At 44.4% G+C, this 20,998-nt stretch carries 21 protein-coding genes; 9 read left to right on the forward strand and 12 right to left on the reverse strand.

The features are described from left to right. Positions 1–219: 219 nt before the first annotated feature. Together FD12_RS01295 and FD12_RS01300 are read left to right on the forward strand one after the other, a co-directional pair. A complete protein-coding gene (locus tag FD12_RS01295) occupies positions 220–972 on the forward strand; it encodes a DUF6612 family protein (protein WP_056981247.1) in 753 nt (250 codons plus the stop codon). A gap of 130 nt (positions 973–1,102) precedes the next feature. Continuing rightward, positions 1,103–2,407 carry a D-serine ammonia-lyase gene (locus FD12_RS01300; RefSeq protein WP_056981249.1) on the forward strand — a complete coding sequence of 435 codons (1,305 nt, stop codon included), beginning with the start codon at positions 1,103–1,105 and terminating at the stop codon, positions 2,405–2,407. A gap of 39 nt (positions 2,408–2,446) precedes the next feature. Here FD12_RS01300 and FD12_RS01305 read toward each other — a convergent pair whose 3' ends face one another. From FD12_RS01305 to FD12_RS01315, 3 genes are all read right to left on the reverse strand, one after another. Then, positions 2,447–3,283 carry a DUF1129 domain-containing protein gene (locus FD12_RS01305; RefSeq protein ID WP_056981251.1) on the reverse strand — a complete coding sequence of 279 codons (837 nt, stop codon included), beginning with the start codon at positions 3,281–3,283 and terminating at the stop codon, positions 2,447–2,449. Continuing rightward, on the reverse strand, positions 3,280–3,597 hold the full coding sequence (locus tag FD12_RS01310; RefSeq protein ID WP_186825941.1) for a PadR family transcriptional regulator: 318 nt from the start codon (positions 3,595–3,597) through the stop codon (positions 3,280–3,282). Before FD12_RS01310 ends, FD12_RS01305 begins: the two co-directional genes overlap by 4 nt. A gap of 297 nt (positions 3,598–3,894) precedes the next feature. After that, positions 3,895–5,067: an MFS transporter gene (locus tag FD12_RS01315; protein WP_056981254.1), complete on the reverse strand. Its 1,173-nt coding sequence runs from the start codon at positions 5,065–5,067 to the stop codon at positions 3,895–3,897. A gap of 530 nt (positions 5,068–5,597) precedes the next feature. On the opposite strand from FD12_RS01315, the gene FD12_RS01320 reads away from it, so the two are divergent. Genes FD12_RS01320 through FD12_RS01330 form a run of 3 tightly spaced genes read left to right on the forward strand, consistent with a single transcriptional unit; the run spans position 5,598 to position 7,496 of the window. Next, positions 5,598–6,392, forward strand: coding sequence for a PfkB family carbohydrate kinase (locus tag FD12_RS01320; RefSeq protein ID WP_056981256.1), 795 nt, complete (start codon positions 5,598–5,600; stop codon positions 6,390–6,392). A 4-nt stretch (positions 6,393–6,396) separates the two neighbouring features. Further along, positions 6,397–6,984 carry a TIGR01440 family protein gene (locus FD12_RS01325; RefSeq protein ID WP_054747375.1) on the forward strand — a complete coding sequence of 196 codons (588 nt, stop codon included), beginning with the start codon at positions 6,397–6,399 and terminating at the stop codon, positions 6,982–6,984. After that, positions 6,984–7,496, forward strand: a complete 513-nt coding sequence (locus tag FD12_RS01330) for an ECF transporter S component (protein WP_054747377.1) — start codon at positions 6,984–6,986, stop codon at positions 7,494–7,496. The genes FD12_RS01325 and FD12_RS01330 overlap by 1 nt, the downstream gene beginning before the upstream one ends. Positions 7,497–7,574: 78 nt before the next feature. On the opposite strand, the gene FD12_RS01335 is transcribed toward FD12_RS01330, so the two are convergent. Together FD12_RS01335 and FD12_RS01340 are read right to left on the reverse strand one after the other, a co-directional pair. Next, entirely contained in the window at positions 7,575–7,925 is a 351-nt protein-coding gene (locus tag FD12_RS01335; protein ID WP_054747379.1) for a type II toxin-antitoxin system PemK/MazF family toxin, read from the reverse strand. Then, on the reverse strand, positions 7,915–8,202 hold the full coding sequence (locus FD12_RS01340) for a type II toxin-antitoxin system RelB/DinJ family antitoxin (RefSeq protein ID WP_054747381.1): 288 nt from the start codon (positions 8,200–8,202) through the stop codon (positions 7,915–7,917). The genes FD12_RS01335 and FD12_RS01340 overlap by 11 nt, the downstream gene beginning before the upstream one ends. Before the next feature lie 193 nt (positions 8,203–8,395). Here FD12_RS01340 and FD12_RS01345 point away from each other — a divergent pair, with 193 nt between their 5' ends. Both FD12_RS01345 and cobT read left to right on the forward strand, forming a co-directional pair. Further along, a complete protein-coding gene (locus FD12_RS01345; RefSeq protein ID WP_056981258.1) occupies positions 8,396–9,724 on the forward strand; it encodes a C1 family peptidase in 1,329 nt (442 codons plus the stop codon). 195 nt (positions 9,725–9,919) lie between these two features. Continuing rightward, positions 9,920–10,969: a nicotinate-nucleotide--dimethylbenzimidazole phosphoribosyltransferase gene (cobT, locus tag FD12_RS01350; RefSeq protein WP_082622122.1), complete on the forward strand. Its 1,050-nt coding sequence runs from the start codon at positions 9,920–9,922 to the stop codon at positions 10,967–10,969. 453 nt (positions 10,970–11,422) lie between these two features. Here cobT and FD12_RS01355 read toward each other — a convergent pair whose 3' ends face one another. The 4 genes from FD12_RS01355 to FD12_RS01370 all read right to left on the reverse strand — a co-directional run bounded on the left by FD12_RS01355 (position 11,423) and on the right by FD12_RS01370 (position 15,249). Further along, positions 11,423–11,605, reverse strand: a complete 183-nt coding sequence (locus FD12_RS01355) for a FeoB-associated Cys-rich membrane protein (RefSeq protein WP_054747387.1) — start codon at positions 11,603–11,605, stop codon at positions 11,423–11,425. A 15-nt stretch (positions 11,606–11,620) separates the two neighbouring features. After that, positions 11,621–13,738 carry a ferrous iron transport protein B gene (feoB, locus tag FD12_RS01360; RefSeq protein ID WP_056981260.1) on the reverse strand — a complete coding sequence of 706 codons (2,118 nt, stop codon included), beginning with the start codon at positions 13,736–13,738 and terminating at the stop codon, positions 11,621–11,623. Positions 13,739–13,741: 3 nt separating this feature from the next. Further along, a complete protein-coding gene (locus FD12_RS01365) occupies positions 13,742–14,215 on the reverse strand; it encodes a FeoA family protein (RefSeq protein WP_054747388.1) in 474 nt (157 codons plus the stop codon). A 479-nt stretch (positions 14,216–14,694) separates the two neighbouring features. Beyond that, entirely contained in the window at positions 14,695–15,249 is a 555-nt protein-coding gene (locus FD12_RS01370; protein WP_056981262.1) for a hypothetical protein, read from the reverse strand. A gap of 144 nt (positions 15,250–15,393) precedes the next feature. Here FD12_RS01370 and FD12_RS01375 point away from each other — a divergent pair, with 144 nt between their 5' ends. After that, the gene (locus FD12_RS01375; protein ID WP_056981264.1) at positions 15,394–16,353 is read left to right on the forward strand and encodes a LacI family DNA-binding transcriptional regulator; all 960 of its coding nucleotides are present in this window, start codon (positions 15,394–15,396) and stop codon (positions 16,351–16,353) included. A gap of 23 nt (positions 16,354–16,376) precedes the next feature. Continuing rightward, a complete protein-coding gene (locus FD12_RS01380) occupies positions 16,377–17,783 on the forward strand; it encodes an MFS transporter (protein ID WP_054747391.1) in 1,407 nt (468 codons plus the stop codon). 753 nt (positions 17,784–18,536) lie between these two features. Here FD12_RS01380 and FD12_RS01385 read toward each other — a convergent pair. The 3 genes from FD12_RS01385 to FD12_RS01395 all read right to left on the reverse strand — a co-directional run bounded on the left by FD12_RS01385 (position 18,537) and on the right by FD12_RS01395 (position 20,945). Continuing rightward, complete coding sequence (locus tag FD12_RS01385) at positions 18,537–19,166, reverse strand: hypothetical protein (RefSeq protein WP_054747393.1); 630 nt, start codon at positions 19,164–19,166, stop codon at positions 18,537–18,539. Between the two features lie 136 nt (positions 19,167–19,302). Further along, on the reverse strand, positions 19,303–20,190 hold the full coding sequence (locus tag FD12_RS01390) for a hypothetical protein (protein WP_054747396.1): 888 nt from the start codon (positions 20,188–20,190) through the stop codon (positions 19,303–19,305). Between the two features lie 365 nt (positions 20,191–20,555). After that, positions 20,556–20,945 carry a VOC family protein gene (locus FD12_RS01395; protein WP_054747398.1) on the reverse strand — a complete coding sequence of 130 codons (390 nt, stop codon included), beginning with the start codon at positions 20,943–20,945 and terminating at the stop codon, positions 20,556–20,558. Positions 20,946–20,998: the final 53 nt, after the last annotated feature.

Consider the following 20,998-nt stretch of genomic DNA (forward strand, 5'->3'; position numbering starts at 1 on the left):
GTTATGTGCCTGAAAATTATTAAATATTATCTCCAACTATTGGGGTTCACTTCAGTTTTTGGAATGCGTTGCTTTTTTTGCTTAAGTGGCAGGGGTCAGCCATTTGGCGCTCGTACTAACAATTTAGTAAAGAAGCAATGAAAGCCGACTAGCGATGTGTATCGCCTGCTTCTACACTATGCTATCATGAAATAAATAATCATTATTGGGGAGATCCAAATGAAAAAATTCGTTGTTTTAGCGGTTGCTGTCCTCGGCGTCCTGACAGCCGGCTGTAGTTCCAAGAAGTCTAATCATCAACCAAGTGCCACCCAAATTGCTCAAAAGGCGACTAAGGCAGTTAAGACTGTTAAAAGTGGTCGTTCCCGCTTAGTCATCAAAACGATTCATAAGGGTCAGGCGACCACGGGCCTGGTTTCCGGTCAATTTCACTTGAGCCCCATGATCATGAAGGTCACGCTGGGCAACGGTGGCAAGCTGGTTGATCATTACTATTTTGATCAGAACAATATGTACATGAAGTCTGAAAACGTTTGGTACAAAGGCAAGGTTAACCAGAAGAGTGAATTGGTCAAGCAGCTCAAACGCCAATTGACGGCTTCTGGTAACGCAGCCGTCCTGACGCATCTCAAATCAGATTTGAAGCTCAAAGAGAATGACCAGACCTACACGCTTTCATATAAGGGCGTCAATCCAGCCGGGGTGAAAGCAGCTAAACAGATCATTGTTTCTGAGGCTGGCAAGCAGGCCAATAAGACATTGAAAAACGTTCGGATTACCCATTTCGAGTATCAGTACACCCTCAATAAGAAAACGTCACTGCCCACCAAAACGTTTATTTCGATGAAGTATCGAGATAAACTCACCAAAAAATCGGTGACTGAAAAGGTAACTGGCACGTATCATAACATCAACAAGGTCAAAAAATTTACGGTACCACAAGCAATTCAACAGGCGGCCCAAGGCTTTTAGTTGGTAAGGTGATTCACACCGCTTTGGTAGCATGTTTAATAATTAACAAAGTTTAATATAACTCTCACTCAGTTGGAAGCTTTAAGCACTATACTGTTCCTAAAACATTGAACTACAGGGGACGATAGCGATGACAATTGAGCAATCTTTAGTGACAAAGCATCCACAAATTAATCAATTGATTTCACAAGAGCCCATTTTTTGGCAGAATCCAGATTATGGGCAGCGGGCTGAGCTGCCATTTAGCAAGGCCGATATTTTTGACGCGGTAGCCCGTTGGGAGCGGTTTGCACCCTATTTGGAACGGGTATTTCCTGAAACTGCCAGTATGGATGGTGTGATTGAGTCACCGTTAATCGAACTAGATCAAATGAAGGCCCAGTGGAATGCAGATCATCGTCAGTCTTTAGCTGGCAAATTATATCTGAAGGCTGATAACGAACTGCCGATTTCTGGTTCCATCAAATCTCGTGGTGGGATTTATGAGGTTCTTAAGTTTGCTGAAGAAGTTGCGATGGCAAATACGGACTTGGCGTACATGGATGATTATAGCATTCTGGCCACTGACCAGTATAAGCAGCTCTTTGCTCACTATGGAATCGCCGTGGCTTCGACCGGGAATCTGGCGCTCAGTGTCGGCATCATGGCCGCTACTTTTGGCTTCAAGACCACCGTCTATATGTCCCACGATGCCAAACAGTGGAAGAAAGATAAGTTGCGGGCCAATGGGGTGACCGTGATGGAGTATCAAACCAACTTTTCTGAAGTTGTGTCGATTGCCAGGACCGCAGCCCAAAAGGATCCAACCATTCATTTTATTGATGACGAAGGGTCCACTGACCTGTTCTTAGGCTATTCTGTGGCCGCAGTTCGGCTGCAGGAACAGCTTAAGCAGCATCATATCAAAGTTGACCGCACCCATCCCGTTTTGGTTTACCTACCAGCTGGGGTTGGCGGCAGTCCCAGTGGGGTAACGTTTGGCCTGAAGACGATTATTGGTCCATATATTCACGCCGTCTTTTGCGAGCCGACCCACGTACCATCGGTCACATTGGGGATGATGACCGGACTTAATAATAAGATTTCCGTTTATGATATTGGGTTGGATGGCCTCACTGCGGCCGATGGATTGGCAGTTGGCCGACCATCGCGGCTGGCTGGTAAAGTGATGCGGACATTGCTGTTTGGTTGCGCAACTTTCGAAGATCCGACCATCTATCGGTACGTCACCCAGCTCACCGATACGCAGGGAATTACGGTTGAGCCTTCTGCGGCTGCCGGATTCACGGCAATTGAGCCATTGATCGGGCACGTGCCAGCATTTAATTCCGCCAATGCCACCCATATTGTTTGGGCAACTGGTGGCAGTATGATGCCAGAGAGTGAACGTCAAGTGAATTACGCTAAGGGTAAGGCATTGCTTGAAAACGAATAAAAGAAAGAAAAAATGATTTCAACCGTTATCGGGCTGGAATCATTTTTTCTTGTTTTCTCTCGCTAATAAATAATAAGTACCAAAACCACCAATTAGTGCGGCAATGATACATAGTGGAATGATGATCCAAAGTGCCAGTGATTTGGGAAATAGCGGCTTGGAGAGAAACTCACCGATTACCGGCAGGCGAACCCCAATTCCCAATAGCGCATCAATACTAATCACGACGTAGACAATTGTCGACATCACGTCATGATGAAAAATTTTGATATAGATAAATGTTGTTATGGCAAATAAAATGATGATTGCGGCAATTCCCAATAAGTTACTAAAATGGATAATCAGTGGTGTTTTGATGAAGACACTGCCAATGACGATAACCACAAAGGCGATTACTGCTAGCCCGTATCCCAGTCCCCTTTTCCAGCGACTTTTTTGATAGACACCGTTGCTAATGAGCCATAAGACCGAGTTGGCGAAGACTAATGCCAGCAATCCCATTAAGAGTAGCTTGCCCAAATCAACGCCGGCTTGGGGAGCAATAAATAACGGAATGGCAAAAACCAGTACGTAGCAAACCATTAACAATAGCCCAATTTTAAAACTTTCGCTAAAACTGCGGGGTATTGATTCTAGAAGTTCATCGGCTGAGGCTTGCGGATCTTTACCAAAATAATTGCGGGCACTTTGGCCATCTGCTTGAGCAGCGAGAATATCCGTTAGAATATCAAGCAGAATTTGTTCAATATCACTTTCACGTTTAAATAGTGCCTTACCACGAACGTACACCATGAGTTCTTCGTAGTAGGCTTTATTTTCAGGTGTTAATCGCTCGCGAAGTTGATTATTTTCTTCAATAAGTTGTTTTGCGTTCATGGCTGTTCACTTCCTTTTCGGATTAAGTCGTTGACACCCGTTGAGAGGGTTGACCACTGTTGAATGAAATGATCCTTGGCCACCTTACCCGTTGGCGTTAAATAATAGTACTTTCGCTGCGGCCCTTCACTTGATGGCTGCCGTTTGCCTTCAATCAGCTTCTTTTTTTCCATCGTCATCAACAATGGATAGATGGTGCCTTTCGGGACATCAGCAAACCCAAACTTTGATAATTCTTGGCTGATTGAATAACCATAAAATGGCTTTTCGTTAATTAAAATCAATAAACACCCCTGCAAAATCCCTTTGAGCATTTGACTTGATGGATCGGTCCGAACCAAACAATCACTTCCCCACTAGTTTGTATTGCATGATAGTAGGATAGCCTAAAATCAGTAGTTTGTAAAGCAAGATAGTAAAATCAGAGAAATTCAAGGAGATGGGTTTGTGTGGCCTTGTTGGCATTGCTAGCCAGATTCAAAAGATCGTTAATGAGCCGCTAATCCCTGTCACTAAACAAAACGCGCCATCATTCCCAAATCAGAATGATGACGCGATTTTTTTAAAATTAAGCTCCGAGACTACAATATCTAATCTCAATTTTTTAATATTTACTTTGTTCGAAAAGATTTTTGCATCAGCACTAAAATAACCAGCGTGCCCACACCGATTATGCCAAACGCAAATGAAAAGCCTTGGTTTTGGATTAACCAGCCCATAGCCGGGAACATGACAATCATCGCCATCGAGAACAGGACACTCGCGACACTCAATAGCGTGGCCCGCTGTTCAGAGGCAATCATGGTATTGTAGTAATTACTGAAGATGGGGGTGATCAAGGCACCTAATAATTGCGACAGTAAGAATATTCCAACCAAGAGCGGTGTTGAGTTAATCCAGCTCAGCAGCAACAGCACGACCAAACTCAAGCTCAGCAGTAAAATTAACGAGCGCTTGGAAAAATGGGCCTGAATCTGAGGGGTCATTCGAATGCCTGCGATGTTAACCAGCGCTGACAGAATCATCAATGCGGAGATCATCCAACCAGAAAAGGAATCAGTTTCCATTAATGACTGGAAATAATAGTAATAGGTCATACAAATGCTGGCAAAGAAGGCATCGAACAACATCAAGTTTCGCAGCTGATGATTGTGTTTTAAAACCTGCCATGAAGTAATCACAATTGATTTGACGGTTGGTTGGTCGGCAGCTGCTTTTGACTTCGTGATCCGGGGTTCTTTAAACAAGAGAACGGTAATGATCCCGAAGAAACTCGCAAAGATTGAAATAACGTAAGTTAACTCAAAGTGCCAGTGAACTAAGAAGCCCGCAATCACAACGCCGGCTGTGTCGGCAAATTCAATCACAATGTCAACGTTACTGGCGATTTGGGGATACTTGTCGGTCAACTTGGCCGGGATTAGTGAATCGTAGAGCAATGCGTCAATGGTACCCGATTGCAAATTGTACGACAACGCGTTCAGAACAAATCCGCCGGCAAATAGCCAGAAATTTTGACCAAATAACATGATCAGGGCGGAGACAATCGCTGCAACTCGTCCCCAAAATAGATCGAAGCGGTACGAAAAACGGTCGGCTAACACGCCGGATGGGACTTCAAAGATAAAGCTGGCAACGTGAAAGATGCTCTCACATAGGCCGATTTCAACTAGGCTGAGGCCCTTAGTCTGCAGGTACATGACCCACAGACCAGTAATTCCGAACCAGGATAAAAAGCTGTATGTGTAGCCTTTGGCGATGTTCGTTGGATATTTAATTTTCATTTTAATGCACTCCAGTTTATTGAATTAGAAAACGGTCAACTGAAGTGCTTGAATCTCGATTACGCTGTGTTGCAGGCTAATCCAGGCGAGCATGGTATCACTCCGATCATGAAATATGAGAAATATGTTAATAAAAACATACCGCTTAATGTGAAGGAGGGCAAGAGGCAAACCAATTTTGTTGCCCCCAAATTGAGTGAAGTGAAAAGGACTTCGATTCCCTGAAAGTGGCTAACGGCTACTTCTTTTCAAAATAGCTGACTTAAAAAGTAATTTCGTGAAAGTTAACTATCCTCCAAGAAGGTGGATGTTGCTGATTCCACGAGATTTTTGTGGGTTACCTGAAAAGGTATTGGTAACTCCTCCCCAACTTGGTATACTTAACCTACGCTTATGAGAGAATAATGTGTAAACCGTTAATTTTCGCACGCGAATGCGGTACAATTGTTCGTAATAGGTTTCGCTGAAGGAGTGATATTATCTTTGATTCAAAATTGTTGGTCGCTGAGGATTTTTCTGCGGTTGGGAGGATGTCAATAACCGCTGCTATTTCTACATTTGCCGCGTTTGGGATTCAAACGGCGGCCGTGCCAACTGAGATTTTATCGACTCAAAGTGAAGGATTTGGGCAGCCTGCTGTCCTGAATCTGGATGACTGGATGACGAAGGCTTTCAAGCACTGGGATCATTTGGCAGACTTGAACATTGAGTCTGCGGTGATTGGCTATGTAGGCAAGATCCAAACGTGTCGCCAACTGGCTGATCAACTCACTCGACTGAAGTTGAAACGGATTCTGGTTGACCCGGTCATGGGCGACCGTGGTGAAATGTATGCTGGTTTTGGCGAGGATTATCTTGAAGCAATCAAGCAGCTGGTCAAGCTTGCCACCGTGATTACCCCGAATATGACGGAATTAGGGCTTTTAAGCGGAACCAAATTGACGGAACAATCAACCGACGACCAGCTGATCGCCGCAATTCAGGCCTGTGATACCAAGGCCACAGTGATTATCACCGGGGTTAAACGGGATGGTGGAATTGGCAGCTGCTTTTTGCGGGGGGACAAACTCATTTGGATCAGCTCACCGATCCTGCCAGGTCACTTTTATGGAACCGGTGATCTGTTTGCCGCGTTGCTGGGTGGCTACCTAAACTTTGAAATGAACTTCGAATCCGCCGTAAAACGGGCGGTTTTCGGAACTTATGAAGCGGTTGTCCAAACCAATCATCGACCGACAAGTGATCGAAAATACGGACTGGATTTAACCAAAACGTTGTATGATGTTGCCAGATTTACGCTCGGCCAAAATAGGGAAGAAGTGTGACAATATGTTACTCCAAACGATTAAAGATGATTTGGGCACTGTGTTGACTGAATATTTTGATAAGGTGAAGTTCCCAGAAAATGGGGTGTTTGTCGTGGGCTGTAGCACCAGCGAGATTAGTGGTGACTGGAAAGGGACGAATTCTCGGTTAGATGTTGGCAATGCAGTTGTGGACACCTTAAATAAGTTCCTCATTCCCCGCCATATCAACCTTGCCATTCAGGGCTGCGAACATATCAATCGGGCCTTATTAGTTGAGCGGTCAGTTGCCGAAAAGCATGACTTGGAAATTGTGTCCGTGGTTCCGGCCATGCATGCCGGCGGAGGCACGCAAGTAGCGGCGTACGAAAAGATGAGCGATCCAGTTGAAGTTGAACATATCACTGCGTTTGGGGGCATCGATATTGGCGGCACGGAAATTGGGATGCACGTCAAGTACGTTCAGATTCCAATCCGGATGAGTCACCGCCAAGTGGGCGCAGCTAACGTGGTTTGTTTAGCGTCCCGACCAAAATTAATTGGCGGTGAACGCGCAAAGTACGAGTTTACAGCAGCAAATAAAGAAGATTACATATTAGGAGGAATGAATTGATGGATCGAAAAAGTGTGGGTGGCAAAGTTAGTACGGATATTTTTAAGATGGTTTTAACAGCGATGTTCATCGCGGTGACGGTTGCGATCAGTCGCTTCTTTATCATTCCGGTGCCAATGACCCACGGCAATGTCAATTTATGTGATGCCGGAATTTTCATCAGTGCCCTGTTACTTGGGCCAAGAGTTGGTGGGGTTGTCGGTGGTGCCAGTGGCTTTCTACTGGACCTGATTTCCGGGTATGGCCAGTACATGTGGTTCTCACTGATTGTCCATGGTGCAGAAGGGCTGATTGTTGGCCTGATCGCGGGTAAAAATACCGATAAGAAATGGACCAAACTGATCGCGGTTAGCGTTGGAATCGTAATTATGGTCATCGGCTATTTTGTGGCCGACTCAGTTCTGTATACGATGTACGCCGGGTTTGTCGGCATTGGCACCAACTTGATTCAAGGCTTGGTGGGTGCGGTGATTGCTTACTTGGTAACCCCTAAGTTAAGAAAACGAATCTAAGTAGTCTCGTCGTAATGAGAAGCTTTGGAGAGCAAAAAGGATGAAACAAATTATGACAATTTGCTTCATCCTCGGGCTTCACAACTCATCTTTATGAGAGCTTAACTTGAAATTCTTGATAAACGCGTCAAGGTTTAGGATATCTTGATCAGATAAACGACCAATAGTCTTAAAAGTTAACCCGATTTTTGGGAAATTCAAAATTTGACCAATATCAACCCATGACTCCTTGTACAGACCAGCTTGACGCCAGTCATGGATATGAAAATATTGACGCTGAATGTGAGGGGACTTATGGTGATATTTTGTCGTAATTTTGAAGGCTTGAACGTACTTGTCATTGATGGTTCTCACAAGAACAGGCCTTTTCTTGCCACTACCCGTTTCAACAAAGCTGACGTATAAACTGACAATATCATTAGTCTTCATCCGGATTATCCAGCCATTTCTGAACTTCCTTCGCATCTTTAAAGGTATGCATTGGCGTATCTTTGGTATTGTTAAGAATGGATAGGGTCGCTTTTTGGGCGTCAGTCATTTTTAAATCAAACGGCATTCCACCCTCGGCAATCACCTTTTTGTAAAACGCAGTTAGCGCACTGGTTTGATTAAGGCCGATTTCATTAAAAACCTGTTCGGCCTGGTTGGCAATATCTCTGTCAATATTAACCTGAATCTTTTTCTTTGGCTTTTCTTTGATAGTCATGAGCGCCACTTCCTTTTGATGACTCGGTTTATTCTTAGATTGGATACAATGGTATTGTACTATATTTTGAATACTATTAAAATTAATATGTACTTATCTATGACTTCAAATGCATCCTGTCAGCCTGATTGGTAATCAACCTATATCATAATGATAAGTTTCAAAAATACCATATTTAGAAAGGATCATTACAATGGATCAATTAACAAATTCGTTAAATAAACAAGATTTTGATCGCTTACACACAGATTTTAAGCACACCTCTAAAAGCGATTTACTATCCCGAATTGTGACGCAAAACGGGATTAACCAGGCGGCTCAGGATCCGGACGCTGAAGTTCGGTTGGATCCAGTCTTCTCCGTTGACCTGCAGACTGGTTCAGTGACCAATCAGAAACAAAGTGGCCGCTGCTGGCTGTTTTCCCTAGTTAACACGTTGCGGCATCGTTTCGCGAAGAAGTATAAGGTCAGGGACTTCAACCTATCTCAAAAGTATTTGTTCTTCTGGGACAAGATTGAAGAAGCCAACATCTTCTATGATCACATTTTGGCAACGGCCACTCGACCGGCTGATGATCGAGAAGTTGAGTTCTATTTGAGCCTTCCTGGTGGTGATGGCGGCCAATGGGCAATGGCGGCTGCCTTGGTCCAAAAGTACGGGGTGATGCCGGTTAGCCAGTATCCAGAAACCAACAACGTTGAAAATACTGGCGCCTTTGATACAGTGATGAACCGGAAGCTGCGAATTGATGGCATGAAATTGCGGGACATGGTGAACGCCCAGAAATCTGATAAAGAAATTGCAGCTGCCCGTAAACAGATGTTGAGCGAAGTGTATCGGATCACGGCCTATTCATTTGGTGAGCCACCAACAACTGTTGATTTTGAATATCGAGATGATGATAAAAAGTACCACAAGATCTCGGGATTAACGCCTCAGGAATTTTATGACCAATACTTTGGCGTTGACCTAGATGATTACGTGGTTGCCACTAATTCGCCGGATAAGCCGTTGAATAAACTGTATTCAATGCCCAGCGAGGACAACGTGGTTGGTGGCAAGCAGATCGAATTTTTGAACTTACCAATGGACACTTTGAAGCAGTCAGCAATCGCCCAGTTGAAGGATGGTGAGACGGTCTGGTTCGGCAACGATGTCTTGGAACAGATGGATCGTAAGAAAGGTTACTTGGATAGTCACTTGTATCGATACTCAGACTTATTTGAAACTGACTTGGAAATGGACAAGGCCAACCGATTGGCCTATCACCAAGCCGAGGTGTCCCACGCAATGACCTTAGCTGGGGTGGATTTGGACGATGACGGCAAGCCAACCAAGTGGAAGGTTGAAAATTCCTGGGGCGACAAGAATGGCGTCAAGGGTTACTTCACCATGAGCGACGACTGGATGAACGACTATGTTTATGAAGTCGTGGTGCACAAGAAGTATCTGACCCAAGAGCAGCAAGCCTTACTCAAACAAGCACCGGTTGAATTGCCGGCATGGGATTCCTTGGCTTAGTGAAGATAAAATTAATCACGGCATCACTTGAATGATCTTCGGGTGATGTTTTTTTGTGTTTTTCAGCGTAAATGGGCATGAAATAGTACATTATTGTTCATTATTAGCAGCCGAGATTTTTTCGATTGTAATCGGTTTCTGGCCTGGTTAAACTAAGCTTGTATGACTAAATTATTGACGAAGAAGGCAACCAAAATGCAAAAACCATTTGATCAGATTCAACTTCACGCAATTTCTAAGGCGGCTCAAGCCGAGATGCAGGATAAGCTGGATAATTTGTCTAAACCAATTAAGGGACTGGGCCAGCTGGAACGATTGGCTGATAAGTTGGCTGGGATTCAAGAAACCACTGATTTGAAAATTGATCAGCGGATCTGCCTGATATACTGTGCCGATCATGGAATTGTTTCAGAGGCGGTGTCGGCGACGTCAGAACCGCTTTCCAACGTTTTGTCGGCCAACGTCGCGGAAGGTCATGCTTGCGTGAACGCCTTGGCAATGCGGAATCGTTGTGAAGTCAAGGTATTTGATATTGGTCTGGCTGGGAACTATCAGACGACTAAGATGGTGGACGAGAAGATTCAGCGCGGCACCAAGAACATGCTGACAAGTGATGCGATGAGTCGGCAAGACGCTGTTAAGTCAATTCAAACTGGCTATGACAATGCCAAGCAGGCAATCGCTGACGGCAACCAACTGTTGTTGCTAGGCGAAGTTGGTCTCGGCAATACCAGTGCGTCATCGGCGATTGTGTCAACGATGCTTGCACTGCCGGTTGACGACGTGGTGGATAAGGGTTCTGATATTTCCGTTAAGCAATTTGAGCATAAGAAGCAAGTGATCAAAGACATCTTGGCTGCTCGCCAGCCTGATAAGACTGATCCCCTTGGTGTGTTGAGTAAAGTCGGCGGCTTTGAAATTGGCGCAACGGTTGGTACCATGATTGCCGGGGCTGAAGCCGGCGTGCCAGTCATTATGGATGGCTTCATTTCAGATGCCGCTGCGGTATTGGCGAAAGCCTTTTACCCTGATATTACTGATCACCTGATTGCTTCTCATTTGTCCGGTGAAAAAGGTGCGCAACGGGTGCTGGATTATCTTGATTTGAAGCCATTACTGCAATTGGGGATGGCAGTCGGTGAAGGTTCTGGGGCCGTGGTTGCCTTGGCATTGATCGACGACATCCAATCGGTACTGGTTAATATGAATACGTTGCAGGATTTGAATTTTGAGTATGAAAACTAGTTAAACTTGCTTGACACTTGGCCTTTTGTTGGATATTATTCAAGATGACAAGGGAAGTCATAGATACACAAAAAGGGAACCCGGGCAGGGGTTCCTTTTTAACGTATAAGGGATTATAAAATTACCGGACGTGGTACGTTGTTAGACTTTTGTTGAATTGTGTTGTTATCAGTCGCATATAAGAATATAAAAAAGCTAACCGTCAATAACGATTAGCTACCCGCATCATTCTAATTCACGCTTGTAGCTATCGGAATGCAGTCCGATAGCTACTTTTCATATACAATCATATCATAGGGTGATAAAGATAGCAAAACAATCGTACACAGAGCACAACGAGAAGCTAACGACCACCAAAGATGACCTCTTAACTGTGGAGAGGATCTGAAGAAGTGATAGTGTTCAGTTAACAAGACATATTCGATGAACCCAGCAACATCAATTCAAGGCTCATCACGCCCGGGGCTTCTTCACCATCTTGTTCTTACTTTGAACCACCTTTGCCTGGTCAACCAACGGACAGCCAATTTCTGAACATTCGTGGCATGATCCTTTGGCACCTTTTTTCAAAAAGCGGGTGTAAACGGCGTAACCCAGTAACCCAAAAAGGATTACTGCAACAATCAATGTTCCCATCTTGAGGGCTCCCTTCTATGCGTCCAATGTAATTCCTAAATCGGCGTGTTCACGTTTGATGAACAAACCATAAACCATTGTGACTAGTGCGACAGCAGCGATGACCAAGCCGACTGGTGAAAAGTTGGCGGCCATAATCTGCGAACTCTGATAAATAATGACGGCGACCATGTAGGCTACCAAGGTTTGGTACCCAACCGCCCGCCATGTCCAACCGGCGTCACCGAATTCTTTGTACATGGTTCCGATGGCGGCAAAACATGGCGCGCACAACAGGTTGAATGCCAGGAATGCGTAACCGGCCATTGGTGAGTAAGTTGCCCGCAAAGCATTCACAAAATCCGCATTACTGCCGCCAAAGGTGATGTGCAGCGTTCCCACACAATTTTCCTTGGCAATTAAGCCAGCAATGACGGCCACGGTTGCATGCCAGTCACCGAACCCGAGTGGGGCAAAAATTGGTGACAGCAATGTGCCAAGTGCTTGAAGGATACTGTGGTTCTGATCAACCATTTGCAGCCTGAAATTAAAGCTTTGCAAGAACCAAATGGCCACACACGAGATGAAAATAATCGTACCGGCTTTCATGATAAATGCGTGAGCCCGGAACCAAACACTCTGAAGGGTATTACCCAGCTTTGGCCAATGATAGGCTGGCAATTCCATTACAAATGGGGCAGGGGCGCCTTCGAATAATTTGGTCTTCTTCAAGAATACCCCAGAGCCAACGACTGCCAGCATTCCCAGAAAGTAAGCGGAAGGGGCGACCCAAGTGTTATGGGCAAAAAAGGTGCCACTAATCAAGGCAATCACGGTCAGTTTGGCCGAACAAGGCATAAACGTTGTCAGCATAATTGTCATGCGCCGATCTTTATCGCTCTCAATTGTTCTGGTTGCCATGATTCCAGGAACGCCACAGCCAGTCGCAATCAGCATTGGGATGAACGATTTTCCAGAAAGGTTGAAGCGGTGAAAAATTCGATCCATGACAAACGCAATTCGGGCCATATAGCCGCAGTCCTCGAGAATTCCCAGACACAAGAACAACATCATGACTTGGGGGAGAAAGCCGAGGACCGACCCAATTCCACCGATAATCCCGTCGATGATTAACCCTTTTAACCATGCCGCGACCCCGAGACTATTCAAAATAGTTGTGGTGGCGTGAGGAATCCAGGCACCAAAGAGGGTGTCGTTGACCCAATCACTGCCAATCGTCCCGATGGTTTGAATTGACAGGTAGTAAACCAGCCACATGACCAACACAAAAATTGGTAAGGCGAGCCAACGATTGGTGACAATCTGGTCAACGCGATCACTGATGGATAACGAAAAATCGTTCGTGTCGATGACACATATTTTGATGATTCGGGCAATATAATCGTACCTTGCATTTACAACGATGCTATCGCTATTGTCGTCAAAGATTTTTTCGGAAGCTTTGATAGTAGCTTCAATTTCTTGCTGTTGCTGCTCAGTCAAATCAAGAGTGGCGGTGACCGCTTCGTCGCGTTCGAACACTTTGATCGAGTACCACCGCAATTCGTTGTCGGGGATGAGGCCCTTTAGCTGTTCTTGAATCATCGATAGGGCGGACTCCAATCGATAATCGTATTCGGGAAATGCGTAGTGGTGTTCTTCGGCATCCCTGGCTTCAATTTTTTCGGTCAGCTGATCCAAATTTTGCTTCTTGAGGGCACTAATGCTGACAACGGGCACATCTAATATGTAAGATAATTTTTTGAGATTGATTCGGCGATGGTGCTGTTTTTTTAAAATATCCATCATGTTGAGAATCAATAATAGCGGAATCCCAGTTTCCATTAATTGTAATGTTAAATATAAATTGCGTTCCAGGTTGGTCGAATCGACAACGTCCAATGTCTGATCAGGTAACTCGTCCAGAAGATATTTGCGAGTGATCATTTCCTCTGAGCTATAAGGAGAGAGGGAATAAATGCCGGGGAGATCTTGGACAACCATGTTCTTATTATGTTTGAGGACGCCACTTTTCCGTTCCACGGTGACGCCCGGCCAATTGCCGATGTGTTGGTTAGACCCCGTCAAGGCATTGAACAGGGTGGTTTTGCCGCTGTTCGGATTGCCAATCAGGGCAAGTTGGGACATTTCCATGCGCTACACCTCCTCGATTAAAATACAGCTGGCGTCTCGTTTCCTTAGACTTAATTTGTAGCCGCGGACCACGAGTTCGATAGGATCGCCGAGTGGGGCAACTTGATTAATTTTAATCAGCGTGTTGTTCGTGAGCCCCATGTCGAGCAATCGGCGTCTTAACGCCCGATCACCAACCATTTTACGAACCAATCCAGATTCACCCTTTGGCAGGTCTGAAAGTGACCGGAGCTTTTTGCCGGCTTTTTCTTGAACACTTCTAACCACGATCCGTTGGGCAATATCCAAACTGATCGCTAAGCGCTGCCCCTGGAAATAGATCATCATCCCACTGGCATCTTGCGAAGGAGAAATAATGGTCACCTTTTTGCCAGCAATCATGCCCATTTCAGCAAGCCGTCGAGCAACTGATCGTTCGCCCAGAACGTTTAAGATGATATATTGACCACGTTGCCGTGATTCAGCTAATGATTTCATAGGTGTCAGCCATCCTTTCTGGTCTTTAATGGGGTGGATCGACCGGTAGGAATTGGGATACAGTTTTCCGGTCTAATCTCATTTTTCAATCTGACAGTAACATGTGAGTTAATAAAACAATAAAGGCATTTTAGGAAAATGTCAATACGATAAGAAAAATGAGAGAAGCATTAATTGTTGTTGATAATCATTCTAAGTTTGAGTGGTGGTGGGTATATTAAAAAAGCAACGCATTCTGGTTTTTGAATGCGTTGCTTTTTTGCTTAAATGGCGGGGATCAGCCGTTTGTCGCAAGTTTTATCAATATAAAAGCCAAGTTGCTTTTTAAACCACTCAGCAGACAAATGTCGTATTGCTAAAACATGGTCTAAAAAGCAGTTCCTGGCCATATAAGTCAATCAGCCAGACATTCAAGATCAGAATGCCTGGCTGATTAACTTATATTCTGGAAACTAACCGCTTTTTAAACCACTCTCTACCTACTCTGCCGGCGTTACCAACACTTGCTTGGCTGGATCGTCGTCCAAATTGCGGACAACTTGATAGCCGGAAACCTTCAAATTAGCTGCTTTGTACGTTCCAGAAACCTTATCCTTAACAGAAACAGTCTGATCCATTGGGATATCTGAGAGCTTTCCCTTCATATAAATTACTGGTTGATCTTTAGAATCGTTCTTGAAAGAATACTTCAATGTTCCCTGTTTATCCAAATCATTAGCTTTTTTGGCCTGACTGTAGGTCTTGTACATCTTATTAACGCTGTAAATGGTGACGGTGTTGTTCTTCTTATCAAACTTATAGGCATCGATACCTGATTTGCTCTTATAGTTAATCGAGCCGTTCATATACCAAAGATTGTCGTTGGAAACCAACGCTTCCTTGGCTGATTGATGCTTGACGGGATTCTGCATACTGGCCTTATTGCTGTCATTGTTAGATGAACTCTTTTTTGAAGAATTGCCACAACCGGCTAGGAATAGGCTAAATGTTGCGATGACCGTCAAAATAACGGCTAATGATCTGTTCTTTTTCATATTCGTAATCACCTCATATGATGAAATTATCACACAATACTTGCAAAATCTAGTAGTATGGCTGAATATTAATAAAAGATACAAAGTTTTAATACGATCGAAATTTTTGACCCATCAAACTACGAAGATAAGAGGTACAAAGCTATGGCTACGATTCGCGATATTGCTAAAAAACTGGGCTTGTCGGTGTCCACCGTGTCCCGAGCCCTTAATGATAATCAGCGAATTAGTGTCCGCACCCGCCGCCAGGTTAAAGAAATTGCTGAAGACATGGGGTACCAGCCGAATTACAACGCCAGAAATTTGACCAATCAAGAGGCTAATTCCGTCGGCGTGATTTTCCCGGTTAACAATCGGGTGGTCGATAACATTTTTTACGTTGGCCTGCTGCGAGGGATTAATGAACAGTTAAATGCCCGCAACTATGTTCTATCAGTGGCCGTTGGCGAGTCCACTGAACAAGTCCTTGATAACGTGAAGTCAATGATTACCCGTGCCCAAATCAAGCGGTTTATTTTGCTTTATTCTCATGAAAATGACCCGGTGATTGAACTGCTGCAAGCTGAACCGGTGGCATTTGTGACGATTGGAAAACCGGCCGATGGGCAGCGGTGGTTGTACGTTGATAATGATAACGTGGAAGCCGGTGCGGATGGGGTGGATTATTTAATGAAGCGGCTCCATGTCGACAATCCTGTTTTTGCGGAATCGACGAACAATTGGCCATACGAAATTGACCGAAAGGCCGGGTACCTCCGAGAAATGAAGTTGGCTCACAAAACACCCGTCATTTTTCCGGTCCCCGATGACGATGAAGCGGTCGTTAATCGATTTATCGAGGAAAATCCGCAAATGGATGGCGTGGTCGCAATTGATGATTTCACCGGCTTGAAGGTTTATCATCGATTTAAATTGCTTCACCCCGACAGAGAAATCGAAGTGGTAGGGTATAACAACTCTTTGCCGAACGAACTGACTGATCAGCACTTTCATTCAGTGGACCTGAACCCAAATGAAATGGGTCGGTCAGCTGTGAAGTTGCTATTTCAAACGGAGAAGCCCAAGCGACAACACATCATTGTGAGTCATACCATCCCAAAATAATTGTCAGAATAGAAGGTTGACCCATGAAGCAACAGAATCAATGGATTTTACTGATGTCGACATCAATTGTATCCTTCATGTCAACGATCGATGCCAGTATTGTGAACATCGCAATTCCAAAAATGTCACGAGATCTCAATATTTTGAATAACCAGGCCGAATGGATCGTGTCGGTCTATTTGGTATTAATTTGTGTCTTACTGATCTTCTTTGGTAAGCTGTCAGATCAAATTGGCCGGGTTAGAATTTTCCAAACCGGAACGATTATTTTTGTCTTAGGATCACTCTTTTGCGGCCTGAGCGTTAATTTGCCGATGATTCTAGGGGCGAGAGTGATTCAAGCGCTCGGGGCATCAATGACGATGGCAACCAATTTTAGTATTATTACCGACATTTTTCCACCTAACAAGCACGGATTAGCCCTCGGGGTAAACAGTTCATTTGTCCAAATTGGCAATATCGCTGGCCCAGGGGTTGGCGGGCTGATTTTAACCTGGTTTAACTGGCATTTCATTTTCTTTGTCAACGTGCCGATTGGAATTATTGCCTATATCCTGGGACATCATTTCTTCCCTCATGCACCATTGCCTCATAAACGCCTCAAGATTGACTTTCTGGGGTTTACCACCTATGCCGGGATGGTCACCGCGTTTTTCTTGATGATCTTCTGGGGCCAAGTGATTGGTTTTGGCGATTTAAGAATTATGGGCTTATTGACGGTCACGGGAATTTTGCTGATACTTTTTGTAATGGTTGAGCACCGGGTGCCGGAACCACTGATTGATCTGAGGATCTTCCACAACTTGGGCTTCAGCTTTGGAATCTTGTCGGCGATGTTGGTCTATGCCTGCGGTTACTTCAATAATGTCATCATGCCGTTTTATCTGCAGGATCGCCTGCTGCTATCGTCGGCGGTTGCTGGAATTATCCTGATGGCCGTCCCAATTCTTAATATTTTCAGTGCCCCAACCGGTGGCTATATTGCTGATCGGATTGGAGCGGAGAAGGTGTCATTTTACGCACTATTTATTTTTTTGATTCCTGAAGTGATATTTATAATGATTCAGCCTCAGTGGTCGCTTGCTTGGCTGGTGATTGGCCTGGCATTGTTCGGGACTGCAAACGGGGCGTTCCAGAATAATCCGATGATTATGGGAAATGCTGCTCCAGAATTTCAGGGGATTGCTGGTTCCATCGCTGCCCTCGGCCGAAATTTGGGGATGGCAATCGGCTTGGCTCTGGCAACCTCATTGCTGTATTTTGGGATTAGTCTGCAAGGTGGTAAACGGATCACCACCTACCCAGATGCGCATCCGGATTGGTTTGTTGGTGGGATGCATTTTGCGTATCAAATTGCCTTAGGGATGATTCTGGTGGCAATTAGCTTACTGGGGATCGTGCTGTATCACAAACGGAAGAAGACAGCTTGATAAAAAGGCTCTTCAGCAATCATTTCCTAAAATGGGAAGGTTGTTGAGGAGCCTTTGATGTTTAGAGAAACCTGATTTCTAGATTCTTTCGGTTATTTAACCATTCAGTTTCGCATACTAAGCTACGTAGATTAATCATGCTCCGGAAAACTGACGCTTGATCAGGTAAGCCTTTCAACCCAGAAATCCAAACCCGTGATTTTCGGATTGAAAGGCTTAAAAGGCTTATATGAATTCCGCTTTGCTGCACTCACTTATTTTAGGACAGCTCCTCAAAGCAACAATCTGCGTGTAAGCACCTTGAAGAAAAATTCCAAAAATCAGGAATCTTTCTTCAAGGAGACTTACACTCCGATTGTTACCGCTTTGCTGCACTCACTTATTCTAGGACAGCTCCTCAAAGCAACAATCTGCACATAAGCACCACAAACAAAAGTCCAGAACCAGGATTTCCGCTTGTGGAGACTTATGTTTCGGTTATTAACTGCTTTGATCCGCTCACTTATTTTTAGGACAGCTCCTCCAAGCAGGAATCTGCTTGTAAGCACCACCGAGAAAAATTCCAAAATCGGGAATTTCCCTCAGCGGCAACTTACACTCCGATCCCTTACCGCTTTGATCCGCTCACTTGTATTAGGACAGCTGCGCAAAGCAAAAGTCTGCACATAAGCACCGCCAACAAAAATCCCCAAAACCGGGATTTCTGTTGGCGGAGACTTATGCTCCGACTTTTAACCGCTTTGCTGCGCTCACTCATTCCTTGATAAAGTTTTCCAACACCTTACCATCTTCCACTGTCAGTAGAGTCTGCTTCGATGGAATTGGAGCGACAATCCTGAATTGATAGCCAGCTCCAGCGCCCTTTTTGATGACCAGGCTGGTTTTGGTAAAGCCCTTCACGCTGGCAGGCCACTGGACCGTTTTAGATTGATCCGGATTTTTCTTGAGGTAGGTCATTGCCTTGTTGAAGTCTTTATTGGTGATGGTGAGGGTGTAGACTTTGGTCTTTTCGTTGAAATCAACCTTGCCGAGTTTACGGTAACTTCCCTTAAGTGTCTTCAAAACATTGGCTTCGTTTAATTGACGACGGGCGGCTGCCTGCTTCTTTTCGCCGGCATCGAAGACCATGTTTTTGTTATGGCTGGCCATTGATGACATTTGTTTCTGTTTTTCGGTCGGTGGGGTTTCCTTTGTTTCGTTTTGGCTGCGGATAGCCCCTGGCATTAAATAGCCCCCGATGGCAATCATGACAACCGCGATGGCAATGAGAAAGACAATCAGGCCGCGGGTTTGATTTTTGTACATTGCGGTTCTAAGTGAGAAGAATCCAAGTAGAATCATGATCGCGCCGACAACACATAAGAAAACTGATAAATATAACAAGTTACTTTCCCCCGTCGATATAGTGTGGATTTGCAATAATTAATCTGTCGTTTTGATAATACCAAAAGCATATAATATTTTGGATGGGGTGTAAAGATTGACGAATTGGAATTTTGGGGCAGACACTAAGCCCTTACTAAGGCTTATATAGCGCAATCACATATTCTCCGATACGAGGATTTTGTCCATTGGATATTAATAATTCCTTTTGATAGATTGGCTCACTAAACATGCCAATCTGCCACCCCTTATAGTTTGATGGCTTAATGTGCTGTTTAGTTAGATCGTTCAGAACAAACCGTTTAAAAGTTGGGGATCCATTAGCTAAGTTTTGCATTTGCTGATTGGTTAACTGAGCTGATAGTTTAACATACTGAATGTCATTTAACTTATCACCCCATTCGTGTTTAATGACGCTTCCAAATTGACCGTTTGCTTCATCCATTGCAACATCGTCTAGTTTGTCGTTATAAGTGGTCCCTGTAAAAGCTTTAATGACCGGTTGATCTTGATAATAGGTAACTATAAAATCAGGCTCATCTGATGTTGCGTACTTCAATTTATCAAGCTCTGCTTCAGTTGGGTAAGGAATACCAGATGGATTGCCCTTTGTAATCCATTTTGTATTAGCCCCCTTATTCGGATTGTTACTAGTAACAGTGCTATTACTGGAATACGCTCCCCTGGTCAAATACCCTTTCCAAACGTAGCCCTTTGTTTTTCCAGACTGGTTGGTGACATAGTAAAAGGTCCCGGTCTTGGTGCCGTTGGTCATTTTTAAAACTTTGGCGGCGTACCAGGTCGTTTTGGGGTAGTTGGTTAAGTGGTGTTTCTTTTGAGTTAGATTATCATTCCAGAGGTAGGCGTTCGTACTGCCATTCCAGTGAAAAGAGATGTTGTTTGCGGATTTAGATTTAACCGTGTGGTAAACTCCAGCTGCTTTTACAGCTTGCGGAACACTCGTCAAAGCAAGGCCGGCAAAACTGACAAGTAAACCGACGAATAGAATCAGATGTTTTTTCAAATGAATTGCCTCCGTATATGCATCAATCAAAATAATCAGTAATAAAAACGATCAGCCTATTGTCGAAGAACTACAAATGAAAGCAATCAGTTGACCCTGTTAATAGCATATCACATATATCTTATTTGTTAGGGGTAAGTTGATGGAAACACGAACTATCCGGATAATTCATTGCATAGCAAAATTAATGAGTGAGGTGGTATATGTTCCGGAGTCAAACCGGGATTCCGGCAACATAGCAGAAATGCGCTCCGACAGCCCTGACCCCTGCCACATAACACAAAACAACCAACAATGAACAAAAGGCGCGTTCATTATTGGTTGTCCTGTGTTATGCTCTGGGGTCACCCAGGCTTAGTCGCGCTCTACAGAATTTCACAGAACTCGATCGTCTCTTCATTCGGTCCAAGGATATTAAAGAACTTAATCCCGTTGTCCCAGAATGATGGGATTGATTGGATTTCGTCGTTTACTAGTCGTAAGCCCTGAGCCTTGGCGTCGGCGAATGCCTTTTCCACGTCTGGGGTGTTCATTGAGATATGGTTGATTGCGCCAGCCTTCATTGCCGTTGGATCGCCCTCCCATGTTTCAATGGTTAAGTTGCCAAACCGCATGAATGCACAACGGTTCTCGCCGTTATGGAATAAGCCCGCTTGTTCAAAGCCGAGTGATTTGTAGAATTCAATTGTCTTGTCTAAATCGACTGAAGGGATCCCAACGTGTTGGAGTCCGGTAAAATCATCTTTCATTGCCATTGTTTAATTGCCTCTTTTTTAATTTTTTATCCGTGGATAAGCACTTTGTTTTA

The organism is Lentilactobacillus rapi DSM 19907 = JCM 15042, assembly GCF_001436255.1.
Lineage (GTDB): Bacteria > Bacillota > Bacilli > Lactobacillales > Lactobacillaceae > Lentilactobacillus > Lentilactobacillus rapi.